The following is a 14,910-nucleotide window of genomic DNA, read 5'->3' on the forward strand; positions in this document are numbered from 1 at the left end:
ATGACTCCGTCGAAGACGCCGGCCGAGATCCTGGACATTGCCGGCACCGAGGTCCGCATCTCGAGCCCGGACAAGGTGGTGTTTCCTGAACCCGGGCTGACGAAGCTCGACCTGGTGCGCTACTACCTGGCCGTCGCGGACGGCGCGCTGCGCGGGGCAGGCGGCCGGCCGATGGTGCTCAAGCGCTTCCCAAAGGGGATCGACGCGGAGGCGTTCTTCCAGAAGCGCGTGCCCGACAACCACCCCGGCTTCATCGACACGACGACGCTCCACTATGCGTCGGGGACGTCGGCGGAGGAAGCCGTCATCCGGGACGCCGCGGGTCTGGCGTGGGTGGTGAACCTTGGCTGCCTGGACCTCAACCCGCATCCGGTGCGCGCCGAGGACCTCGACCATCCTGACGAGCTCCGCGTGGACCTCGATCCGATGCCGGGGGTCGACTGGTCCCAAATCGTTGATGTCGCGTATGTGGCCCGGGAGGTGCTCGACGACGTCGGACTCGTGGGCTGGCCGAAAACGAGCGGGTCGCGGGGGCTCCACATTCTTGTGCGCATCGCACCGGAGTGGTCTTACCGCGATGTGCGGCTGGCTGCCGAGACCCTGGCCCGTGAGGTCGAAAACCGCGCCCCCGGCCTGGCCACCGCCCGGTGGTGGAAGGAGGAGCGCGGCGAGAGTGTGTTCGTGGACTTCAACCAGAACGCGAAGGACCGCACCGTGGCATCGGCGTACTCAATCCGGCCGCTGCCCGATGCCCGGGTCTCGACCCCGCTCACCTGGGACGAGGTCCGCTCCGCAAGGCCCGAACAGTTCACGGTACTGACTGTGCCGGAGCGCTTTGCCGAGGTGGGCGACCCCCACGCCGGCATCGACGACGCCGTCGGCAGGCTGGACGGGCTTCTTGCACTGGCTGCCGAGCTCGGCCCTGCCGAGAAGGCGCCGCGCGGGGTCAACGGCTCCGGCCGTCGGCAGTCGGTGATGCCGCTCATTGAAGTGGCCCGCACCAAAACCAAGCCGGAGGCACTCGCCGCGCTCGACGAATGGAAGTCCCTGCACGCGGACGTGGTGCCGTCGTTGCATCCGGCCGACGTGCTAGTGGACGGAATGCGCGGGTCAAGCTCGCTCTGGTACCGGGTGCGGGTGAACCTGCAGCATGTCCCAGAGGCGGAGCGTCCGCCACAGGAGCAGCTCATCGCCGACTACGACCCGTGGGCCGGCAAGGAATGGCCGGGGCGCCCCGGATCCTGACGGCCCGGTTACCGCCGGCCGAAGACCGGAAGTGCCCGCAGCCACCGCGACAGGCCGCCGGAGCGCCGGTCGCAGTCCGCCGGGATGTAGAAGTCGGGATCAGTGGCGCCGAACGGCAGGTACAGCTCCTGGCCGGGCGCCGGGAATTCCGCGACGTTGTTCTTATCCTGCGGGTCCATCTGTTCCTCCTCGTTTCTTGCGCTGATCCGCTCTCGAGTTTTCGTAGAGCGGAAATTAGTTTTTGATATGCGAAATCTTACGGAGGCCCTGCGTGCAACGTCAAGACCCTCCCGGCCCGGTCATCCGCCGCCGTCGGTCACAATCAGTTTTTTGAATCTGTGATGTACACCACCGGGATGCTGCGCTACGCTTTAAGTCAATTCGTGGCGCACGTCACGTAACCTGGGAGCAGCAGGCAGGGTCGTAATGAGCTGGCATCAACTGATGTCGGCTCATTTTTTGTTTGGGTCGACGCCACACGAAATGCGTGGGAAACACGCACTTAATTTCTATGTGGGACTTTCGTTCCACATACGGGAAGTTGGGAACAGACCATGAGCAACAAGATCGTCCTCGGCCACAACCAGTACGGCAAGGCCGAAGTCCGCGTCGTCAAGATCACCCGCGACACCGACCGCCACGAGATCGAGGACCTGAACGTGACCTCGCAGCTCCGCGGTGACTTCGAAGCCGCCCACCTCAAAGGCGACAACGCCCACGTGGTGGCCACCGACACCCAGAAGAACACCATCTACGCCTTCGCCCGCGAAGGGGTTGGCTCCCCCGAGGCATTCCTGCTGCGCCTCGGCGAGCACTTCACCTCCAGCTTCGACTGGGTCACCGGCGGCCGCTGGGAAGCCGAGTCCTACGCCTGGGAACGCATCCAGGCGCACGGCAGCGCACACGACCACTCCTTCGTCCGCAAGGGCCAGGAAGTCCGCACCGCCGTCCTGGTCCGCGACGGAGCTGCCACCCACCTGATCTCCGGGCTCAAGGACCTGACCGTCCTGAAGTCCACGCAGTCCGGTTTCGTCGGGTACCCGAAGGACAAGTACACGACCCTGCCGGAGACCACCGACCGCATCCTGGCCACCGATGTCTCGGCCCGCTGGCGCTTCAAGGCCGGCACGGATTTCAGCTCGCTGGACTTCAACAAGAGCTACGACGACGTCAAGAGCCTCCTGCTGGAAGGCTTCACCGAGAACTACTCCCACGCCCTCCAGCAGACCCTGTTCGACATGGGCGCCAAGGTCCTCGAAGCCCACAGCGAGATCGAGGAAATCAAGTTCTCGATGCCCAACAAGCACCACTTCCTCGTGGACCTCTCGCCGTTCGGCCTGGACAACCCCAACGAGGTCTTCTTCGCCGCCGACCGCCCGTACGGGCTCATCGAGGCCACCGTCCTGCGCGACGACGCCGAAGCAGCCGACGTCGCCTGGTCAGGCATCGCCGGCTTCTGCTAAACGAAACCCCGGCAGGCCCGCGGAAACCAAGGGTCCGCGGGCCCGCAGCCCCAGCCCACAAATCGAGCCTCGGGTCCCACCAACGGACACAGGCCCCATCACACGACCCAAATTGTTAGCCAGACATTGTTAGCCAGACGAAGGCGTCTGCCATGAACCAAGAAAGTCTGCCATGAACATCACCAAGAAAACCCGCCCAGCGGCAACCCGCCCGGAAGACCAGCGCCTCTCGATCGGCAGCACTTTCGCCTACGGGTTCCAGCACGTCCTCACCATGTACGGCGGCATCATTGCCCCGCCCCTCATCATCGGCGCCGCGGCCGGCATGTCATCCCAGGACATCGGCCTGCTGATTGCCGCCTGCCTCTTTGTCGGCGGACTGGCCACCATCCTGCAGACCGTCGGCATCCGCTTCTTCGGCTCTCAGCTCCCGCTGGTCCAGGGCGTCTCCTTCGCCGGCGTCTCCACGATGGTGGCGATTGTCCACGGCGGCGGCGGAATCCAGTCGGTCTTCGGTTCCGTGATCGCGGCCTCGCTGATCGGGCTGCTCATCACTCCGCTGTTCTCCCGGATCATCAAGTTCTTCCCGCCGGTTGTCACCGGCACGGTGATCACCACCATCGGCCTTACGCTGATGCCGGTGGCCGCCAACTGGGCGATGGGCGGTAACAAGGCGGCCCCGAACTACGGCAGCATGGCCAACATCGGCCTGGCCGCCGCCACCATGGCGATCGTCCTGCTGCTGAGCAAGGTGGGCAACGCCGCCATCTCACGGCTGTCCATCTTGCTCGCAATGGTTCTGGGGACCCTCATCGCCCTCGCTTTCGGCATGGCTGACTTCTCCAAGGTGGGCACGGGCCAGATCGTCGCATTCCCCACCCCGTTCGCCTTCGGACCGCCGACGTTCGAGATCGCGGCGATCATCTCCATGCTGATCGTCATCCTGGTGACACTCACGGAAACCTCCGCGGACATCATTGCCGTGGGCGAGATCGTGGGCACCAAGGTCGATTCCAAGCGGATCGGCAACGGCCTGCGGGCCGACATGCTCTCCAGCGCGATCTCCCCGCTGTTCAACTCCTTCACCCAGAGCGCCTTTGCCCAGAACGTCGGCCTGGTCGCCATCACCGGCGTCAAGAGCCGGTTCGTCGTCAGCGCCGGCGGCCTCATCCTGGTCGTCCTCGGCCTGCTTCCGGTCCTTGGCCGGGTGGTGGCGGCGGTGCCGACACCCGTCCTGGGCGGTGCCGGCGTCGTACTCTTTGGAACTGTTGCCGCCAGCGGCATCCGGACGCTCTCCAAGGTGGAGTACCGCAACAACATGAACCTGATCATCGTGGCCGCGTCCATCGGCTTCGGCATGATCCCGATCGCGGCACCGGCGTTCTACGACCAGTTCCCGTCCTGGTTCAGCACCATCTTCCACTCCGGCATCAGCTCGGCCGCGGTCATGGCCATCCTGCTGAACCTGCTCTTCAACCACCTCAAGGCCGGCAACTCGGACAACCAGTCAGTGTTCGTGGCGGGTACCGGGCGCCTGGTCAAGGAGGAGGACCTGCACTGCCTCGCCGACGGCGACCGGTTCGAAGGCGGGAAACTGATTGACTGCGACGGCAAGGAAGTACCTATCCAGGCGTCGTCCAAGTCCGAGCACTAACAAGCGCCAACAAGCAGATAATGCCCTCAAATCTGGGATTTGAGGGCATTATCTGCACGTTCGCGCTGTATTGAAGGACGACGGCGGGGGGTCAGTTTTGGTTGAGCTCGTCCGAGATTGCCTGGGCTGCTTCGCGGAGGAGCGGCACGGCGCGGTCGGCGAAGGACTGGTCCACGCGCGAGACCGGCCCGGAGACCGAGATGGCGGTGGGCGTGGGCGCGTTGGGGACGGCCATGGCGAAGCAGCGCACGCCGAGCTCCTGCTCCTCCTCGTCGATCGAGTAGCCGCGTTCCCGGATCCGGTTCAGGTCCGCGATCAGGGAATCGAAGTCGCCGATGCTCTTGGCCGTGGGCGTTGGCATTCCGGTGCGGGTCACGATGCCACGCACCACCTCGTCGTCCAGCTGCGCCAGGATCGCCTTGCCGACGCCGGTGTCATGCGTGTGGGCGCGGCGGCCCACCTCGGTGAACATGCGCATCGAGTGCAGCGATGGCACCTGGGCCACGTAGATCACCATGTCCGAGTCCAGCACGGCCATGTTGGAGGTCTCCCCCAGCCGGTCCACGAGCGACTTCAGCTGCGGCCGTGCCAGGGCGCCAAGCTGCTTGTTGGCGCCTTCACCGAGCCGGATCAGCCGCGGGCCGAGGGCGTAGCGGCGGTTGGGCAGCTGGCGGATGTACCCCAGCGCCACGAGCGTGCGCAGCAGCCGGTGGATCGTGGGCAGGGGCAGGTCCGTGGAGGAAGAGAGCTCGCTGAGCGTGACGTCGCCGCCGGCGTCGGTGATCAGTTCCAAAAGTTCAAAGACGCGCTCAACGGACTGCACGCCTCCGGAGGCTTTTTCAGCCATGTAGCACTCTCCTGTTGCCTCGAATACGACAACTCTTATCCGCATCGTGAAAAAAGTTGCTTAGACAGCCAAAGATACAGCACGGCGCACGGCCACGTCGATGGAAGCGTTCGGGGCTTGTATTTCCATAAAGTAGATAATAATATCCATAATACGAAAACATTCAGTCGAAGAGCCCACCCCCAAGGATGGGCCGGACCAGGAGGACATTCAATGGCGAACCCGAGCCCCGGAAACTCAATCACCCTGCGCGTGGAGGCACCCTCGAGCTTCACGGCCACCAGCGAGCTCGCGGCCGCCGTCGGTGCGGCCGGGGCAGCGATCACTGCGCTGGACGTCACCGAGTCCCACCACGAGACGCTTGTCGTGGACGTCACCTGCAACACCACCGACCAGGACCATGCGGACCGCGTGAAGGACGCGCTCAACGCACTCGACGGCGTCACGGTGCGCAACGTCTCGGACCGCACCTTCCTGATGCACCTCGGAGGCAAGCTCGAGGTGGTCCCGAAGGTTGCACTGCGCAACCGCGACGACCTCTCCCGCGCCTACACCCCCGGCGTCGCCCGCGTCTGCCTTGCCATCGCGGAAAACCCCGACGCCGCCCGGAACCTCACGGTCAAGCGGAACACGATCGCCGTGGTCACCGACGGTTCGGCGGTTCTGGGCCTCGGCAACATCGGCCCGGCAGCCGCGCTTCCCGTCATGGAAGGCAAGGCCGCCCTGTTCAAGCAGTTCGCCAACGTCGATGCCTGGCCCGTCTGCCTGGACACCCAGGACACCGAGGAGATCATCAAAATCGTCAAGGCCCTGGCGCCTGTCTACGGCGGCGTGAACCTCGAGGACATTGCCGCGCCGCGCTGCTTCGAGATCGAAAACCGGCTCCGCGAGGAACTGGACATCCCGGTCTTCCATGATGACCAGCACGGCACCGCCATCGTCACGCTCGCCGCACTGGTGAATGCCCTGCGCGTCGTGGGCAAGAAGCTTTCCGAGGTCAAGATCGTGGTTTCCGGCGTCGGGGCCGCCGGCTCGGCGATCATCCAGCTCCTGAAGGCCCAGGGCGCGCAGCACATCGTCGCCGCCGGCCGCTCCGGCGCCATCCACTCGGGTGAGAAGTACGACGACGAGCACCGCACCTGGATTGCGGCCAACACCAACGCGGAGGGCTTCGACGGCACGCTGCACGAGGCCCTCAAGGGTGCCGACGTCTTCATCGGCGTGAGCGCCCCGCACGTGATCGGCGAGGAGCAGGTTGCCTCGATGGCGGGCAAAGCCATCGTCTTCGCCATGGCCAACCCGACGCCGGAAATCGACCCAACAGTGGCCTCCAAGCACGCCGCCGTCGTCGCCACGGGCCGGAGCGACTTCCCGAACCAGATCAACAACGTCCTGGCCTTCCCGGGCTTCTTCCGCGGGCTGCTGGACGCCGGGGCATCGGACATCACGCCGGAGATGCTGGTGGCTGCCGCCGAGGCGATCGCCAACCGGGTTGCTGACGACGAGCTCAACGCCAGTTACATCATCCCGAGCGTCTTCGACCCCCACGTGGCCGCCGACGTCGCGGCAGCAGTCGCCGCCGCGGCCCACGCCGCAGCGGGTACTGGCATCGCGACGGCAACCGCGGAAGACTCAACAGAAGAAGCAGCTTCTGCTGCGGCAGACACAGCAGCTCTCGCCAACGCCTGAATCAGCCCTGGAAAGGACCCACAATGGCTATCACAGTCACAGACCCCCGGCCGATCGAGCGGGCGGAGGAGATTCTCACCCCGAAGGCCCTCGCGTTCGTGGAGGAGCTCCACAAGCGCTTCGCCGGCCGCCGCGGCGAGCTGCTCACGGCGCGCAAGGCCAAGCGTGAGCAGGTGGCCCGGACCGGCAGCCTGGATTTCCTGCCGGAAACCAAGGACGTGCGCGACGGCGACTGGAAGGTTGCGCCGGCACCGGCGGCGCTGCAGGACCGCCGGGTCGAGATGACCGGGCCGGCTTCGCCGGCCAAGATGGCCATCAACGCGCTGAACTCCGGCGCGAAGGTGTGGCTCGCGGACCTTGAGGACGCCAGCACGCCCACGTGGGACAACGTCATCGACGCCATCCTCAACCTCCGCGATGCCGCCGCCGGGACGCTGAGCTACACCTCCCCCGAGGGCAAGGAGTACCGGCTGCGCACCGACGCCCCGCTGGCCGTCGTCGTGGCCCGCCCCCGCGGCTGGCACATGGAGGAGCGGCACCTGCTGCTCGACGGCGAACCCGCCGTCGGCGCGCTAGTTGACTTCGGCCTGCACTTCTTCCACATCGCCAAGCAGCTGGTGCTCAACGGCCAGGGTCCGTACTACTACCTGCCGAAGATGGAGAGCCACCTCGAGGCACGGCTGTGGAACGACGTGTTCGTCTTCGCCCAGGACTTCCTCGGCCTCGGCCAGGGCACCATCCGCGCCACCGTCCTGATCGAAACCATCCCGGCGGCGTTCGAGATGGACGAGATCCTCTACGAGCTGCGGGACCACGCCTCGGGCCTGAACGCCGGCCGCTGGGACTACCTGTTCAGCATCATCAAGTACTTCCGCGACGCCGGTGCCAGCTTCGTGCTGCCGGACCGCGCCACCGTGGCCATGACGGCGCCGTTCATGAGGGCCTACACGGAACTGCTGGTGAAGACCTGCCACCACCGCGGCGCCTTCGCGATGGGCGGCATGGCTGCCGTCATCCCCAACCGGCGCGAACCCGAGGTCACCGCGCAGGCCTTCGAGAAGGTCCGTGCGGACAAGACCCGCGAGGCGAACGACGGTTTCGACGGCTCGTGGGTGGCCCACCCGGACCTCGTGCCCGTGTGCCAGGAGGTCTTCGATTCAGTGCTGGGTGACCGGCCCAACCAGCTGGACAAGCAGCGCCCGGAGGTCTCGGTCACCGCCGGGCAGCTGCTGGACATCGCCTCCGCCGAGGGCCAGGTCACCGAAGCCGGCCTGCGCCTGAACCTCTACGTCGCAGTGGCCTACACCGCCGTCTGGATCTCCGGCAACGGCGCGGTGGCCATCCACAACCTGATGGAGGACGCCGCGACGGCGGAAATCTCCCGTTCGCAGGTCTGGCAGCAGATCCGCAACGAGGTGGTCCTCGCGGACACCGGCAACAAGGTCACCCGGGAGCTGGTCACCCGGATCCTCGCCGAGGAAACCGACAAGCTGCGCGGCGAGGTGGGCGAGGAAGCGTTCGCCCGCTACTACCAGCCCGCCAGCGCCCTGATCGGCGACATCTGCCTCTCGGAGGACTACACGGACTTCCTCACCACCCCCGCCTACGAACTGGTGGGCTGAGGCATGGCGGTACCCGAAACCTCGCTGACCGCGGCGGACCTGGCCCGGATCGACGGGCAACTGGCGGACACCGACCGGCTGCTCGAGCAGAACTACCCGGGCGACGACGGCTCCCGCCAGCCCGTACACACCGTCTACGTCCCCGCTGACCGGTTCACGCCGTCGCTCGCCGCCGACTGGGGAACCCAGGCGCTGGCGACGGCGGCCGCCCACGGCGGCCTTGCCCGGCTCGGTTCGCTGCTGGGCCAGGACGCCGAGCTCGCAGAGGCAGTTGCGGCACGGGTGGAAACGAAGCTGGCCAGCGAGCCGATCGAGGACCTCCGGCTCGACTTCGAGGACGGGTTCGGGGACCGGGGCGACGACGCCGAGGACGCCGCCGCGGTTGCTGCGGCGTCCGCCGTGGCCGCCGCAGTCTCGGCCGGCTCCGCGCCGCCGTTCATCGGAATCCGGTTCAAGTGCTTCGAGGGCCCCACCCGCGCCCGCGGGCTGCGCACCCTCGACCTGTTTGTCTCAGGCCTGGCTGCGGCGGGCGAACTGCCCGAGGGCCTGGTCCTGACGCTGCCCAAGGTCACCACCGTGGCCCAGGTACAGGCCATGGATTACGCGGTCTCCCGGCTCGAGGAGATCCACTCCCTCCCCGCCGGCCGGCTCCGGTTTGAGGTGCAGGTGGAGACGCCGCAGCTCATCCTCGGCCCGGAGGGGACGTCCCCGGTGGCACAACTGCCGCATGCCGTTCCCGGCCGGATCAGCGGCCTGCACTACGGGACGTACGATTACTCCGCCTCGCTGCAGATCTCCGCCGAGTACCAGTCGATGGAACACCCGGTGGCCGACTTCGCCAAGGAGGTCATGCAGCTGGCCGTGGCCGGCACCGGCATCCGGCTGTCCGACGGATCCACCAACATCATTCCGGTGGGCGACAACGTGGAAAACGCCTGGCAGCTGCACGGCCGCCTGGTGCGCCGTTCCCTGGAGCGCGGCTTCTACCAGGGCTGGGACCTGCACCCGGCCCAGCTCCCCAGCAGGTTCACGGCAACGTATGCGTTCTACCGCCAGGGCCTGCCGGCCGCGGCGGCCCGGCTGCGGAACTACGTGGAGCAGACGGAAGGCGGCGTCATGGACGAGCCGGCCACGGCCCGCGCGCTCGCCGCGTTCGTGCTGCGCGGCGTCCAGTGCGGCGCCGTGGGGACCGACGAGGTCCAGGCACTCGCCGCCGTCGGGATCCCCCAGCTGACTGCACTGGCCCACCCGCGGCTGGCCACCACCTCCAACTCCTAGGTAAGGAATCTCCCCATGGGAAAGTACTACTCCCCCGAAGGCGGCCTGCCGCCGCAGACCCACCTGACCACTGAGCGGGCCATCGTCACCGAGGCCTACACGGTCATTCCCAAGGGCGTCATGACCGACATCGTGACCAGCAACCTGCCGGGATTCAGCAACACCCGTTCCTGGATTATCGCCCGCCCCATTTCCGGGTTCGCCACCACGTTTTCCCAACTAATTGTTGAGATCGGGGCGGGCGGCGGCGCACCCAAGGCCGAGTTCGAGGCCGGCGTCGAAGGCGTCATCTTCGTGACCCGCGGCAAGGTCAGCCTCACCCTCGACGGCGAACTGCACCAGCTTGAGGAGGGCGGCTACGCCTACCTGGCTGCCGGTTCGGAATGGGGCCTGGAAAACGTCTCCGACGACGTCGTGTCCTTCCACTGGATCCGCAAAGCCTACGAGCGGCTTGAGGGTTATGAGGCGAAGTCCTTCGTGACCAACGAGAAGGACGTTGAGCCGACGTCGATGCCGGACACCAATGACGTCTGGAAGACCACCCGCTTCACGGACTCCAGCGATCTGGCCCACGATATGCAGGTGAACATCGTGACGTTCCAGCCGGGCGGCGTGATCCCCTTCCCGGAAACCCATGTCATGGAACACGGCCTCTACGTCCTTGAGGGCAAGGCCATGTACCTGCTCAACAACGACTGGGTGGAGGTGGAGGCCGGCGACTTCATGTGGCTGCGCGCCTTCTGCCCGCAGGCCTGCTACGCGGGCGGGCCCGGCGAGTTCCGCTACCTGCTCTACAAGGACATGAACCGCCAGGTCCGCCTGACGTAGTCCGCCGCGGACCTCACTGCCGCCGAAATCGCCGGAAGCCTGCCAGCACGCTGGAAGCTTCCGGCGATCTCGCGCGTTTCCGGCGGTTTCGCTGTTGGACCGGCCACCGCAGCAGGCTTACGCAGCCCGAACCCTTGCGTCACAACTGCACGCAGGGAAGCATGAAGGCATGCTGACGATCGGAACGACTGTCCTCGGCGTCGATGACGTCGCCCGCGCCACCGCGTTCTGGTGCGACGCCCTCGGCTACATTCCCCGGGAGGATGGCGACGAGACGTGGGTGGTGCTCGTCCCGCAAAAAGGCGACGGCGCCCGGCTCGCCCTCATGCTCAGCGAGACTCCGGTGCAGTCCCACCCGCGCCTTCATCTGGACCTCTACGCCGATGACCAGGCAGCCGAGGTGGAACGACTCGTCGAGCTCGGGGCAGCCAGGGTGAACTGGGACTCGTATCCGGATGACCCAGACTTCGTCGTGCTGGAAGACCCGGACGGGAACCGCTTCTGCGTCGTGGATGCGGCAGCCTGACTCTTTAAAGAGGGACACACGGAAGGACGCACCATGAATTTCTCGCCCGACTTCTCGCCCCGCACGGCCATCGTCACCGGCAGCGACTCAGGGATCGGCCGCGCCACCGCGGTTGCCCTGGCCCGGGCCGGCCTGGACGTCGGCATCACGTGGCACTCGGACCGGGACGGTGCCGAGCGGACGGCGGAGGAGGTCCGCGCAGAGGGCCGGAACACGGTGGTGCGGCAACTCGACACCACCGACCTCCTGACGTGCGCCGGTGTCGTCGACGGCCTGGCCGAGGACCTGGGCGGCGTCGACGTCTTCGTCAACAACTCCGGCACGGGCGATGGCACCAAGTTCCTCGAGCTGAACTACGAGACCTGGGCCAAGACCCTGGACACCAACCTCAACGGCGCCTTCCTCTGCATCCAGGCGGCAGCCCGCCGGATGGTCGACGCCGGGCGGGGCGGGCGCATCATCGCCGTCACCAGCGTCCACGAGACGCAGCCGCGGGTGGGCGCATCGGCCTACGACGCGTCCAAGCACGGGCTCGGCGGACTTATCAAGACCATTGCACTGGAGCTGGCCAGCTATGGCATCACGGCCAACTCCGTGGCCCCCGGCGAAATCGCGACCCCAATGACGGGCCAGACCGACGAGGACCCCCGCACCACGGACCGGCCCGGCGTTCCCCTCGGCAGGCCCGGCGATGCGCGGGAAGTGGCCGCGGTCATCGCGTTCCTTGCCTCTCCGGCGTCGAGCTATGTCACCGGGGCGTCGTGGGCGGTCGACGGCGGGATGCTCCAGATGGGGCCGCAGGCCGGCTCGCACATCACCGGCCACGAGTGGCGCGAGCAGTAGGACGCGACTTTGTCGGTGAGCCGCCGGACAAGTCCCGCAACGGAAAGCGGCTGGCGGGTGAGTCGCCCGCCAGCCGCCGTCCCGGACCTCGCTGCTAAAGCCCGGTATCTCTGAAGCCCGTCAGGGCTTGAGGACCACCTTGATGCAGCCGTCCTCTTTCTTTTGGAACTTCTCATAGAGCTCCGGCGCCTCGTCCAGCCCCGCGGTATGGGTGACCAGATCCATCACACCCAGCGGATCGGCGTCGTCCTCCACCAACGGAAGCAGCTCATCGGTCCACCGGCGGACGTTGCACTGGCCCATGCGGAGCTGGATCTGCTTGTCGAACATGGTCAGCAGCGGCATGGGGCTGGCCGTGCCGCCATAGACTCCGCTCAGGGACAGCGTGCCGCCGCGGCGGACCGCGTCAATGGCCGTGTGCAGCACCGCGAGGCGGTCCACGCCGGCGGTTTCCATGGCCTTCTGCGCCACCTTGTCAGGTAGGAGCCCCAGCGCCTGGTGCGCGAAGGCGGCCACCGGCGAGCCGTGTGCCTCCATGCCGACGGCGTCCACCACCGAGTCCGGTCCCCTGCCGCCGGTCATCTCGCGCAGTTCGTCAGCCACACCCTTCGCATAGTCCAGGACCTCGACGCCGTGCCGCGCCGCCATCTCGCGGCGTTCCGGAACCGGATCCACGCCGATCACGCGGTGGCCCAGGTAGGTGCCGATGCGGGAGGCGAACTGCCCCACCGGGCCCAGCCCGAAGACCGCCAGGGTGCCGCCGGCCGGAGCATCGGCGTATTTCACGCCCTGCCAGGCGGTGGGGAGGATGTCCGAGAGGAACAGATACCGCTCGTCCGGCAGCTCCTGCCCCACCTTGACGGGGCCGTAGTCCGCGAACGGCACGCGCAGGTACTCCGCCTGTCCGCCGGGGACGGAGCCGTACAGCTCCGAGAACCCGAACAGCGCGGCCCCGGAATTCTTTTCCCGGACCTGGCTGGTTTCGCACTGCGACTGCAGGCCCTGCGAGCACATGTAGCAGTGGCCGCAGGAAATGTTGAAGGGAATGACCACCCGGTCTCCCTTTGCGAGGTTGGTGACGGCGCTCCCCACCTCCTCCACGATGCCCATGGGTTCATGGCCCAGCACGTCGTCCTTGTGCATGTAGGGGCCAAGCACCTCGTACAGGTGGAGATCCGAGCCGCAAATCGCGGACGACGTGATTCTCACGATCGCATCCGTGGGGTCCTTGATGACCGGATCCGGTACCTCCTTCACGCTCACCGAGCGCTTGCCTTGCCAAGTCAGTGCCTTCAATGGAGTGCCTTCCTGTAGCTGCACATCGCGTCCTTTCGACCGTAACGTGCCCAGGTCGCATTGTGAAGATCAGTATGCTTATCAATTTTACTGGGGCACCGGAAGCGGAAGTCAGCGGCCTTGCCTTTTCTCTTGTTTCAGCCGGGGAACGCTCCTAGCGTAGGAACTGTTCTTGCCCCCAAGGAAAGGCGCCCATCATGTCGCTGTACCAGCCCGAACCGGTGGAAATCTCAACGCGCATGCGGCCAGGCGAATGGACAGAGGCGAGCCTCGAGGAACTGGTGAGCACATACCAAGCAAAAATCCTCGCCATGGGGGCGGCGGTTTCGGAGGTGCTCACCGAGGTGGTCCGGAACGACGACGGCTCCGTGGCAGTGGCGGTGTCGTGGAACAAGGGAACCTATGCCGATGAGCCCGAGGGTGGCGGGTTCACGAACACCGAGGCCACGAACACCGAATCAAGGGGGGACACGGCCGGGGCCTGACTTCGTCCGGACGCCTCAAACGGGGAACCCTAGCCGGCCAGCAGCTTCCCGATCACGCTGCCGCCCAGGTTGTCCAGAAGCTCGCGCGGACCGTCGTAGACCTCAACGGCCCCCGCTTCGCGGAGCTCCGCCTCGCTGGTCCCGCCGCAGGTGAGGGCAACGGTGGGGATGCCGAGCTTGGCAGCCGCCATGACGTCCCACACCGCGTCCCCCACGTAGATGGCCCCGGAGGCCTCAAGCCCCACTGCCTCCAGCGCCGCCACAAGGATGTCCGGCTCAGGCTTGCTGTTCTCCGCATCGTTGGAGCTCGTTGCGGCGTCGATGAACTCATCGGCTGACAGTGCCGAGCGGAGCGCCTCGAGATCCTGCTCCCTCGCGGACGAGGCCAGCGCCACCGCCAGTCCGCCCTCACTGCATTTGGCCAGCAGGTCGCGGGCGCCGTCGAAGGCGCGGAGCGAGGGCCAGTACGTGCCGAAGATCCCGGAATGGGCGGACAGAATAGCCTCGTCCACGTCCTTGTTCCGGGAGTCCGGCAGCAGATTGTCAACCAGTCGCGCCCCGCCCATCCCCACGCAGCGGTGAATCCGGGCCATGGGCACATCGAAGCCCGACTGGCGGAACGCGTGCCACCAGGCAAGGGTGTGAATATAGGCGGAGTCGATCAGGGTCCCGTCAACATCGAACAGGACACCCTTCTCGCTGCGCTTCCCTGATGACAACTGGCTCCCCGACTCTTTGCCCTCGGACATTCCAGCCCCTCAGCGCTCGGACAGCAGTGGCGCGGGCACCCGCTGCGGCGCGGCTCTTCTGGACCCGTGACCCCCACCCGCCGTGGATTTCACTGCCTGCCGGATCGGCCAGGCATGGCGCTTTTGCGCCGGCCGCTTCACTGCATCCTTGCAGCAGTCGCGGATCAGGCCGGTACCGGCTATCTCTCTGGCCTGGGCAACCCCGGCAACTGCTGCACGCTTCGTCGGGAAGGTGACGGACACCGCCATCAGCGCCCCCGTTCCGTCCAGCAGCCGGATCCTGTAACCGCCGTCGGGAGCGTCCACCAACTCGAAATATCCAGCCATTTGGCTCTCCTCCTTCTTCACCCTTTGGTGACGTGTTTAGTAAGTATACTTACCTCAC

15 protein-coding genes are annotated in these 14,910 nt (G+C 66.5%); 10 read left to right on the top strand and 5 right to left on the bottom strand.

Going from position 1 to position 14,910, the window contains the following annotated elements:
- Positions 1 to 1,245: a non-homologous end-joining DNA ligase gene (ligD, locus tag ACHMXB_RS13685; RefSeq protein WP_395399075.1), complete on the top strand. Its 1,245-nt coding sequence runs from the start codon at positions 1 to 3 to the stop codon at positions 1,243 to 1,245.
- Between the two features lie 8 nt (positions 1,246 to 1,253).
- On the opposite strand, the gene ACHMXB_RS13690 is transcribed toward ligD, so the two are convergent.
- The gene (locus ACHMXB_RS13690) at positions 1,254 to 1,424 is read right to left on the bottom strand and encodes a hypothetical protein (RefSeq protein WP_395399077.1); all 171 of its coding nucleotides are present in this window, start codon (positions 1,422 to 1,424) and stop codon (positions 1,254 to 1,256) included.
- A 375-nt stretch (positions 1,425 to 1,799) separates the two neighbouring features.
- Here ACHMXB_RS13690 and pucL point away from each other — a divergent pair, with 375 nt between their 5' ends.
- Both pucL and ACHMXB_RS13700 read left to right on the top strand, forming a co-directional pair.
- Entirely contained in the window at positions 1,800 to 2,708 is a 909-nt protein-coding gene (pucL, locus tag ACHMXB_RS13695) for a factor-independent urate hydroxylase (RefSeq protein ID WP_395399079.1), read from the top strand.
- Between the two features lie 172 nt (positions 2,709 to 2,880).
- A complete protein-coding gene (locus tag ACHMXB_RS13700; protein ID WP_395399081.1) occupies positions 2,881 to 4,362 on the top strand; it encodes a nucleobase:cation symporter-2 family protein in 1,482 nt (493 codons plus the stop codon).
- Between the two features lie 91 nt (positions 4,363 to 4,453).
- Here ACHMXB_RS13700 and ACHMXB_RS13705 read toward each other — a convergent pair whose 3' ends face one another.
- Positions 4,454 to 5,209: an IclR family transcriptional regulator gene (locus tag ACHMXB_RS13705; RefSeq protein ID WP_111904951.1), complete on the bottom strand. Its 756-nt coding sequence runs from the start codon at positions 5,207 to 5,209 to the stop codon at positions 4,454 to 4,456.
- A 213-nt stretch (positions 5,210 to 5,422) separates the two neighbouring features.
- On the opposite strand from ACHMXB_RS13705, the gene ACHMXB_RS13710 reads away from it, so the two are divergent.
- The 6 genes from ACHMXB_RS13710 to ACHMXB_RS13735 all read left to right on the top strand — a co-directional run bounded on the left by ACHMXB_RS13710 (position 5,423) and on the right by ACHMXB_RS13735 (position 11,995).
- Positions 5,423 to 6,898 (top strand): NAD-dependent malic enzyme, encoded by a 1,476-nt coding sequence (locus ACHMXB_RS13710; RefSeq protein ID WP_395399084.1) that lies wholly within the window; start codon positions 5,423 to 5,425, stop codon positions 6,896 to 6,898.
- Positions 6,899 to 6,921: 23 nt separating this feature from the next.
- Positions 6,922 to 8,520, top strand: a complete 1,599-nt coding sequence (gene aceB / locus ACHMXB_RS13715) for a malate synthase A (RefSeq protein ID WP_395399086.1) — start codon at positions 6,922 to 6,924, stop codon at positions 8,518 to 8,520.
- Positions 8,521 to 8,523: 3 nt separating this feature from the next.
- The gene (locus ACHMXB_RS13720) at positions 8,524 to 9,798 is read left to right on the top strand and encodes a DUF6986 family protein (RefSeq protein WP_395399088.1); all 1,275 of its coding nucleotides are present in this window, start codon (positions 8,524 to 8,526) and stop codon (positions 9,796 to 9,798) included.
- Positions 9,799 to 9,813: 15 nt separating this feature from the next.
- On the top strand, positions 9,814 to 10,626 hold the full coding sequence (locus ACHMXB_RS13725; RefSeq protein WP_236805102.1) for a bifunctional allantoicase/(S)-ureidoglycine aminohydrolase: 813 nt from the start codon (positions 9,814 to 9,816) through the stop codon (positions 10,624 to 10,626).
- Positions 10,627 to 10,795: 169 nt separating this feature from the next.
- On the top strand, positions 10,796 to 11,152 hold the full coding sequence (locus tag ACHMXB_RS13730; RefSeq protein ID WP_395399091.1) for a VOC family protein: 357 nt from the start codon (positions 10,796 to 10,798) through the stop codon (positions 11,150 to 11,152).
- A gap of 33 nt (positions 11,153 to 11,185) precedes the next feature.
- Complete coding sequence (locus ACHMXB_RS13735) at positions 11,186 to 11,995, top strand: SDR family oxidoreductase (protein WP_395399093.1); 810 nt, start codon at positions 11,186 to 11,188, stop codon at positions 11,993 to 11,995.
- A gap of 120 nt (positions 11,996 to 12,115) precedes the next feature.
- Here the strand turns inward: ACHMXB_RS13735 and ACHMXB_RS13740 are convergent, their stop codons facing one another.
- Entirely contained in the window at positions 12,116 to 13,291 is a 1,176-nt protein-coding gene (locus ACHMXB_RS13740; protein ID WP_395399095.1) for a zinc-dependent alcohol dehydrogenase, read from the bottom strand.
- Between the two features lie 197 nt (positions 13,292 to 13,488).
- On the opposite strand from ACHMXB_RS13740, the gene ACHMXB_RS13745 reads away from it, so the two are divergent.
- Positions 13,489 to 13,776: a hypothetical protein gene (locus tag ACHMXB_RS13745; RefSeq protein ID WP_395399097.1), complete on the top strand. Its 288-nt coding sequence runs from the start codon at positions 13,489 to 13,491 to the stop codon at positions 13,774 to 13,776.
- Positions 13,777 to 13,805: 29 nt separating this feature from the next.
- Here the strand turns inward: ACHMXB_RS13745 and ACHMXB_RS13750 are convergent, their stop codons facing one another.
- Together ACHMXB_RS13750 and ACHMXB_RS13755 are read right to left on the bottom strand one after the other, a co-directional pair.
- Positions 13,806 to 14,525, bottom strand: coding sequence for an HAD family hydrolase (locus ACHMXB_RS13750; RefSeq protein WP_395399099.1), 720 nt, complete (start codon positions 14,523 to 14,525; stop codon positions 13,806 to 13,808).
- Positions 14,526 to 14,534: 9 nt separating this feature from the next.
- Positions 14,535 to 14,852 (bottom strand): YegP family protein, encoded by a 318-nt coding sequence (locus ACHMXB_RS13755; RefSeq protein WP_395399101.1) that lies wholly within the window; start codon positions 14,850 to 14,852, stop codon positions 14,535 to 14,537.
- Between the last annotated feature and the right edge of the window lie 58 nt (positions 14,853 to 14,910).

The organism is Arthrobacter sp. UC242_113 (assembly GCF_044054585.1).
In the GTDB taxonomy this organism is placed as follows: Bacteria; Actinomycetota; Actinomycetes; order Actinomycetales; family Micrococcaceae; genus Arthrobacter.

Bases quoted from the DNA above. Each gene is read 5' to 3' on its own strand.
- ligD (WP_395399075.1), top strand. From the start codon at position 1: ATGACTCCGTCGAAGACGCCGGCCGAGATCCTGGACATTGCCGGCACC.
- ACHMXB_RS13690 (WP_395399077.1), bottom strand. From the start codon at position 1,424: ATGGACCCGCAGGATAAGAACAACGTCGCGGAATTCCCGGCGCCCGGC.
- pucL (WP_395399079.1), top strand. From the start codon at position 1,800: ATGAGCAACAAGATCGTCCTCGGCCACAACCAGTACGGCAAGGCCGAA.
- ACHMXB_RS13700 (WP_395399081.1), top strand. From the start codon at position 2,881: ATGAACATCACCAAGAAAACCCGCCCAGCGGCAACCCGCCCGGAAGAC.
- ACHMXB_RS13705 (WP_111904951.1), bottom strand. From the start codon at position 5,209: ATGGCTGAAAAAGCCTCCGGAGGCGTGCAGTCCGTTGAGCGCGTCTTT.
- ACHMXB_RS13710 (WP_395399084.1), top strand. From the start codon at position 5,423: ATGGCGAACCCGAGCCCCGGAAACTCAATCACCCTGCGCGTGGAGGCA.
- aceB (WP_395399086.1), top strand. From the start codon at position 6,922: ATGGCTATCACAGTCACAGACCCCCGGCCGATCGAGCGGGCGGAGGAG.
- ACHMXB_RS13720 (WP_395399088.1), top strand. From the start codon at position 8,524: ATGGCGGTACCCGAAACCTCGCTGACCGCGGCGGACCTGGCCCGGATC.
- ACHMXB_RS13725 (WP_236805102.1), top strand. From the start codon at position 9,814: ATGGGAAAGTACTACTCCCCCGAAGGCGGCCTGCCGCCGCAGACCCAC.
- ACHMXB_RS13730 (WP_395399091.1), top strand. From the start codon at position 10,796: ATGCTGACGATCGGAACGACTGTCCTCGGCGTCGATGACGTCGCCCGC.
- ACHMXB_RS13735 (WP_395399093.1), top strand. From the start codon at position 11,186: ATGAATTTCTCGCCCGACTTCTCGCCCCGCACGGCCATCGTCACCGGC.
- ACHMXB_RS13745 (WP_395399097.1), top strand. From the start codon at position 13,489: ATGTCGCTGTACCAGCCCGAACCGGTGGAAATCTCAACGCGCATGCGG.
- ACHMXB_RS13750 (WP_395399099.1), bottom strand. From the start codon at position 14,525: ATGTCCGAGGGCAAAGAGTCGGGGAGCCAGTTGTCATCAGGGAAGCGC.
- ACHMXB_RS13755 (WP_395399101.1), bottom strand. From the start codon at position 14,852: ATGGCTGGATATTTCGAGTTGGTGGACGCTCCCGACGGCGGTTACAGG.